General features: G+C 47.0%; 6 protein-coding genes and 1 pseudogene. 2 read left to right on the forward strand and 5 right to left on the reverse strand.

All coding sequences use genetic code 11. From position 1 onward, the window contains the following. Positions 1-122: 122 nt before the first annotated feature. Both LC653_RS44255 and LC653_RS44260 read left to right on the forward strand, forming a co-directional pair. Positions 123-491, forward strand: a pseudogene (locus LC653_RS44255) (AAA family ATPase); the annotation flags it as partial. 119 nt (positions 492-610) lie between these two features. Beyond that, on the forward strand, positions 611-901 hold the full coding sequence (locus LC653_RS44260) for a hypothetical protein (RefSeq protein ID WP_229501590.1): 291 nt from the start codon (positions 611-613) through the stop codon (positions 899-901). Positions 902-946: 45 nt separating this feature from the next. Here LC653_RS44260 and LC653_RS44265 read toward each other — a convergent pair whose 3' ends face one another. The 5 genes from LC653_RS44265 to LC653_RS44285 form a co-directional block, all read right to left on the reverse strand. Further along, positions 947-1,807: an IS630 family transposase gene (locus tag LC653_RS44265; protein ID WP_308189254.1), complete on the reverse strand. Its 861-nt coding sequence runs from the start codon at positions 1,805-1,807 to the stop codon at positions 947-949. A gap of 350 nt (positions 1,808-2,157) precedes the next feature. Further along, the gene (locus LC653_RS44270) at positions 2,158-3,615 is read right to left on the reverse strand and encodes an aromatic amino acid ammonia-lyase (protein ID WP_229501592.1); all 1,458 of its coding nucleotides are present in this window, start codon (positions 3,613-3,615) and stop codon (positions 2,158-2,160) included. Positions 3,616-3,766: 151 nt separating this feature from the next. After that, complete coding sequence (locus LC653_RS44275; protein ID WP_229501593.1) at positions 3,767-4,936, reverse strand: class I adenylate-forming enzyme family protein; 1,170 nt, start codon at positions 4,934-4,936, stop codon at positions 3,767-3,769. A 23-nt stretch (positions 4,937-4,959) separates the two neighbouring features. Beyond that, complete coding sequence (locus tag LC653_RS44280) at positions 4,960-5,262, reverse strand: acyl carrier protein (protein WP_229501594.1); 303 nt, start codon at positions 5,260-5,262, stop codon at positions 4,960-4,962. 21 nt (positions 5,263-5,283) lie between these two features. Then, positions 5,284-5,658, reverse strand: a complete 375-nt coding sequence (locus tag LC653_RS44285; RefSeq protein WP_229501595.1) for a prenyltransferase/squalene oxidase repeat-containing protein — start codon at positions 5,656-5,658, stop codon at positions 5,284-5,286. Between the last annotated feature and the right edge of the window lie 257 nt (positions 5,659-5,915).

A 5,915-nucleotide genomic window follows, 5' to 3' on the forward strand; every position in this document is an offset into this window, starting at 1 on the left:
GACAGCGAATTAAGCGAGGTGCTTATGACAAAAGCCAAGTTATTGAGGAGCCGTGTGAGGTTAAAGTCTCATGCACGGTTCTGAAGACGAGTCGCTTTGGTGACAAAGCGGCTTAGTTTAACTTCGTCGATCTGCCGACAGAGCCAGAACGGGTACAGATTCTAGGGATTCACCTAGAGCGATTCGGTATTCAAGTACAGCTTGAATATCTCGAAGCGATCGCAGCCAACACTGCAAAGTTTTCAGGGGCAGAATTGGAAACTCTCGCATCTGAAGCTGCGCTGTTGGCATTCGATGAGGGTAGACCCCAACAGATCACTTTAGGGGATTTGGAAACTTGCCGTCAAACCATCACTCCGCTTGCGATTCAGGATGCGGCGGCAGTTGAGCGCATGCAGGCTTGGGCATCCACCGCACGACGGGCTAGTAGTCCTGTGGTTGCAGCGAAAACTCAATCTTTGCGTGCTGCTAAGTTTCGGAATATGAACTGATGAGAAAGCGATTGTCTCCTGATCCTATGGGGGCAATCGCTCTTTTCTTTAGTACTGGAGTTTAGACTAAAAGTTGGTACTCACTCCCATAACAGTTCAAATGTACTAGAAGGGAAAAATTGGGTACAGGTATAAAAAAGCGAAGGGGAGTCTATGGTTGTTGGAGGCATCGTGGTAACGTTCGCTATGCACGCGGTCAGGGATGGTCGAACACGATACGGCTTAAGCCGTTAGCAACGCTAACGGGTGCGAGGAGTACTACTGGGTTGGGCACAGCATCTACAGTTCTTGGTGGAAAACATGCTTATTCAAGGGCGATCGCAGAATGTCGTCAAAAAAAAGTGGTCAGCGATGTTGAACTGACCGCTTTTTGGTCAATGCTGATAAAAGGAAAAATTGATTCAGCTTGACCATGACATTAAAACAGCTTAAACAATTTCGTACAGGCGTGTACACTATCCTTGGGAAAGCCAGGGATGCCTTATTTGACTTAATGGATGCAGTCTTGGTAACACGTAGTGTCTATTCATTTGCAGAACTATCAGTATCTCCTGTGTTTCGACGGCAGTGGCCAAGTGTGTACGAGGCGATACAAGACGGAAATCCACCCCGAACGGAACTGATGAAGTTGTATATAAAACAACTGATTTCAGTAGAACAAATCGTCTTAGCTGGAGACCATACAGCTTGGTCAAGATTGAATGCCAGGACATTGAAAGAGCGAACTTATGAGCATCAAGTTCAACCCATCTCAGGTGCAAAACCCTATTGGTCACTGTTAAGAGTGCATCTGTAATGGCTTGATCTAATTCTTCATAGGTTCTAGCGCTAAGCGATCGCAAACGCTGTTTGACCTTAGACCAACAATTTTCAATTGGCGAAAAATCAGGAGAGTAGGGGGACAAGTAAACTAATTTTGCCCGCACCGCTTCAATCGCTTCTTGGATACCTGCAACCTTATGGGAACTGAAATTATCCATAACTACACAAGCTCCAGGCCAAAGTGTAGGAACCAAAACTTGAGTGACATAAGTGTAGAAAGCATTGGTATCCGTACTTCCTTGAAAGGTCATGGCGGCGATAATCTCCTTCAAAGACATTGCCCCTATCATTGTCACATTTTTTCCACGTCCATCCGGGCGAGCACCATAAGCACGACTACCTTTTTTTGAGCGAGCAAATAGTCTGGTCATCGCAATATTAACTCCAGCTTCATCGATAAATACTAGGTCAGCTAGGTTCACCTCCCCAATTGTTCTCCAATATTGTGTCCGGAGTTTTTGCACTCGTTCTGTGTATCGTTCACTGGCATGTATTGTTTTTTTTGCGTGTTAGATTTAGCTTTTGGATCATTCTCCCCATTGTGGCTCGACTTATTTTTACTCCAGTCCTTTCTTGCAAGCGATCGCAGGAGAGCTAATCTACAACTCTATGGCTCGAAAAGCAGAGTCTACCGGATTTCTGGCTGATTGTATACACTCGCTCAAATGAACCGCGCTTAAGTCTTTTGGAAAACTTTTCGGTCTACTGAATGTATAATCCACTGTGAAAGAACTGTTCAGCAAACATTGATATCTGTGTCCAAATGGTTAGCCGTTATAAACTTTTTATTCCACACCCTTAGTTGTATGTGGACTGTTTAACCAGCAAGTAGCAGCATTTTCTATCAGTTCCGCCGCTTGTGTACATCCTCTGCTAACGACAAGTCAGTGTCAAGGGGCTTAAACCTAGCTTGTAACTCTGCCCACACCGTTCCTGCCGTACTCTTTGATTGCTCAAGGTGAGTCCATTGGTTCAGTGCCAGTGCTAGTGAACCGATGACAAGCCATGCAAGCTGTATCGTTTCAGCCACTGTATTGGCACCGTTGAGAGCCATGGGAACATGGTCTTGATTCCCCAGATTGGTGGGCAAGGAGGTCAATGTAGCGGGATAAGCTAGTTGGCGGATCTTGGACACGAATGATGTAGCGGCAATCTGAACGCCAGCTAGCCCGCTTGTTGGACCTGGATTAGGGGTGAGCATTGGTGGTTTGCCCCCGTTATGCTCAGGATTAAGCAATAGTGCGAGTTGCCTTTCAGCCAGGAATGCCAGTTGCTGCAAGCATAGAGCTTGCTGATCGGAGCAAAGTGCCACTGGTAGCGCGTGGAAATTTCCTCCATGAAGCACTTCTCCATCGCAAACCACAGGGTTATCTGTGCAACCCAAGGCTTCTTGCACAAGGATTGACTCCTGCAAACTTAAATGGTCAATCACGGCACCGATTACCTGTGGAGCACACCGCAAGCTGTATGGCTCTTGTAAAGGTCTACCCTTTTTTACGCACATTTCTGGTGTTAACTCCGCACGTATCCACTTAGCAGCCCGGATCTGACCTGGTTGTCCTCGAACCAAAGAAATCTTTGGAGTGTACGGTTCGGGGTTGGCACCCAGAAGGTAGGCGATGCGACCAGACAAAGCGGCAAGGGCACGAGCCATAATGTAAATAGACTGATAGTTGTAGCAAGTAGCGGCCAAGCTCACAGTTGTGCCATTTACAAATGCCAGAGCCTCGCGTGCAGGCCAAACAATTGGTTCAACGCCAAGGGTAGAGAGAGCTTCCTTCGCAGGAATCCGCGTCCATCCTGAATCGGGTGAACCTGACCAAGCCTCCCCAATTCCTGCAAATGCCAGAGCCGCGTGAGCAAGTGGTATAAGGTCGCCACTGGCACTTACACTGCCATCTCGCGGGACAACAGGGGTAAAGCCTCGGTTCCAAAGCTCAGCTAGTTTCAACCAGAAATCTGGGGAGACAGCGGAATGCCCCTGCGTCATCCCCTGAAGACGCAGCCACAGCATGAACCTTGTTACGTCTGGAGTCAGTGGCTTTCCCTGACCGGTAGCAAGATGTGATATCAGTCCCATGCCTTGATTGGATGATGACGGACTGGCATCAAAACGTACCAACGGTCCAAATCCTTGTGTGATTCCGTACACTTTGCAGCCTGCTGCCAGCTTTTGCGACAGCGCGAGCGCCCCCTCTTCCATGTGCTTGCGTTTTTGGGGTGATAGGCTGAGTTTGGCATTCCAAGCTGCATTTTGTATTAAATATGCCACGCTAACTTCAGTAGATACATAATGACTCATGGCACTACCTCTTCATTTCATGTTTGCTACAAACGCCCTCCCCTGCTTGAGGCACCTCCCCAAATTTCGGGGAGGCTGGGGGATTTTGATATGTCACCTTCTTTGATGAAGTTGGTGTGACTTCCCGAAAGAAGGTCTAATGTTGTGTTTATTATGCAGAGAGTCTTCCTTGCCAGCGAAGCTTTCCTGTGGAACTGCGTTCAAGTTCTGGAACTAGCAAGATTCTCCGGGGTTGTTCCGTCTCTGCCAGTACTTCTTTGCACTTTGACCTTGTCTGTTGTACACCAATTGGTTCTTTTGGATCGGGAACCAGAAGCAAGTCGAAGTTTTCACTTCTGAGGTTGTCACGTACGGGCACACAAGCCAAATCGCGACAGGGAATAGCTTGCCTAATAACTTCCTCCATGTAGTCCAAGTTCACCCGTCGTCCGTTAATCTTAACGAGACGGGATCTGCGACCCTGAAAGCTAAAGGTTTTTAGAGATAAAGTTTTAACAAAGTCGTCAAGTTGCCAAGACGTGAGTCGCACACCCAGTGAATTTGAAGCAAGGCGGGGACTGCAAATCTCCAGTGGACCTTCTTCGCGTGGGTGTACATTTGCGAAAGTAACATCGCTCACAAGTTTCCAGGGAGTTTCAACCTCAGCTTTAGGTGTGCGTACAGCAATTAAGCCGGTTTCCGTAGAACCAAAAAGCTCTACAAAATGTACCTGCTTGTGTTTCAGCTTTTCCAATAGTCGCAAACCGACAGTTGGTAGTAAAGCTGTACTGTGAATAATTGTTATCGCATCATATTCGGCGAGGTCTCGAACTCTACGCTCCAGATAAGCCAAAGCTGAAGGGATAGTCACAAAAAGGGGATTCTTGAGTTCGGGATAGCGGAGTGAAGTAAGCGAGTTCATGGGGCAAAACCAAACAGGTAGCCCTTTGACAGCTGGTAGCAAAAAGGAAAGAAGGAGTCCGTATAAATGATGAGCAGGGGCAAAGGTTATGACTCCATCAATCCTGTTTGCCTGACAAATGTCACTCAAGATATCAACCTCTTTCAGTAGCTGTTTCATTTCACGCAGCCACAACGTAGGTTTTTTGGTATGACCGGACGTGTAAAAACCAATCCATTTAGGGATCTGTGCGAGAAAGTTTGCCCGCGTTGACTCTGAGTATAGATGCCACTGTACGTTCCAACTTGTTTGATGTAATGGGTCAACTTTATTGGGAGTTAGGATTGCACTCGGTTGATTTCCTGGCCCTGAAATCTGCGATTGCAGCAGATGGTGTTTGATTTCGCCCGGTGTCAGGGTTTTTTGATGTTGGTATTTCATCGCCCTTGCTCTGAATACGATCTTTATGTGAAAGACTGCTCTAAGGCATAGTTGTCAGCCAGTTTTTTCTCCACAAAAGCCTGTATGTTTTCTACAGACTGGAAATTGTACATGACATCATCTTCAATCATGTCGATTGTGACGCCAAATTCTTGCTCAATTGCACTGACACACTCTAAAGCAGTCATGCTGTCGTAACTAATATCTGGAATGTCTCGTAGCAAAGTTTGGTCGTACTGTTTCTCAATAGGCTGACCAAATACCTCGGAGAGAGTTTGGCGGACACGGTCTTGGATCGCTGTTTTTTCAATGTATTGGCTAATCATCGTTGTAAAACCTCCTGTGGTTCAATTAATTAAGGTTGCTAGCTCTCGTGCTTTTTCTTCTAGTCCCACAGCAAGTAAACCGCGAATCCCTTGGCAGGTGGTACTCAATGTAACTTCGCCGTCGGGTACAAATTTCATCCCCATTGGGTCTTCGCACTGTAGCAAGAACTGACCACTCGCTGCGAGGTTTACCTGGCGATCGCCTTTCAGTCCCAAATACTGAAGACTCTCAAGTGCAGAAACAGTTGCCACGAGGTCTGAACCACGACCATGCCAGTAGCCAAAGCCACCATCGGGATTCTGCAACTCAGTAAACCACCGATAAAGACGAGTTCTGTCTAAAGGCGGTTCTCCAGCAAAGTTCAAAGCAGCCAGCGACCAAAGCGTACACCGCACCTCTGCACCGCGTATACATCACACCGCCTTCATAAGGCATGTGCGCGCGACGTAACCATGTAAAACGGGCGATTTGCTCTTGATCTGCATCAATCCCTTTGTCAGCTGGGCACTCTGCAGCACTCCATCCTAACTGGAGTTTAGACTAAGCTATGGAAAATGACCCAGCAGGGCTGAGTTAATCAGAGACTTAACAAAATTATGAATAATCTTTAGTATTAAACCGCAACTGATGGTTCTTTACGTGGTGATGTTAG

This window comes from Nostoc mirabile CHAB5784 (genome assembly GCF_020829645.1).
Lineage (GTDB): Bacteria > Cyanobacteriota > Cyanobacteriia > Cyanobacteriales > Nostocaceae > Nostoc > Nostoc mirabile.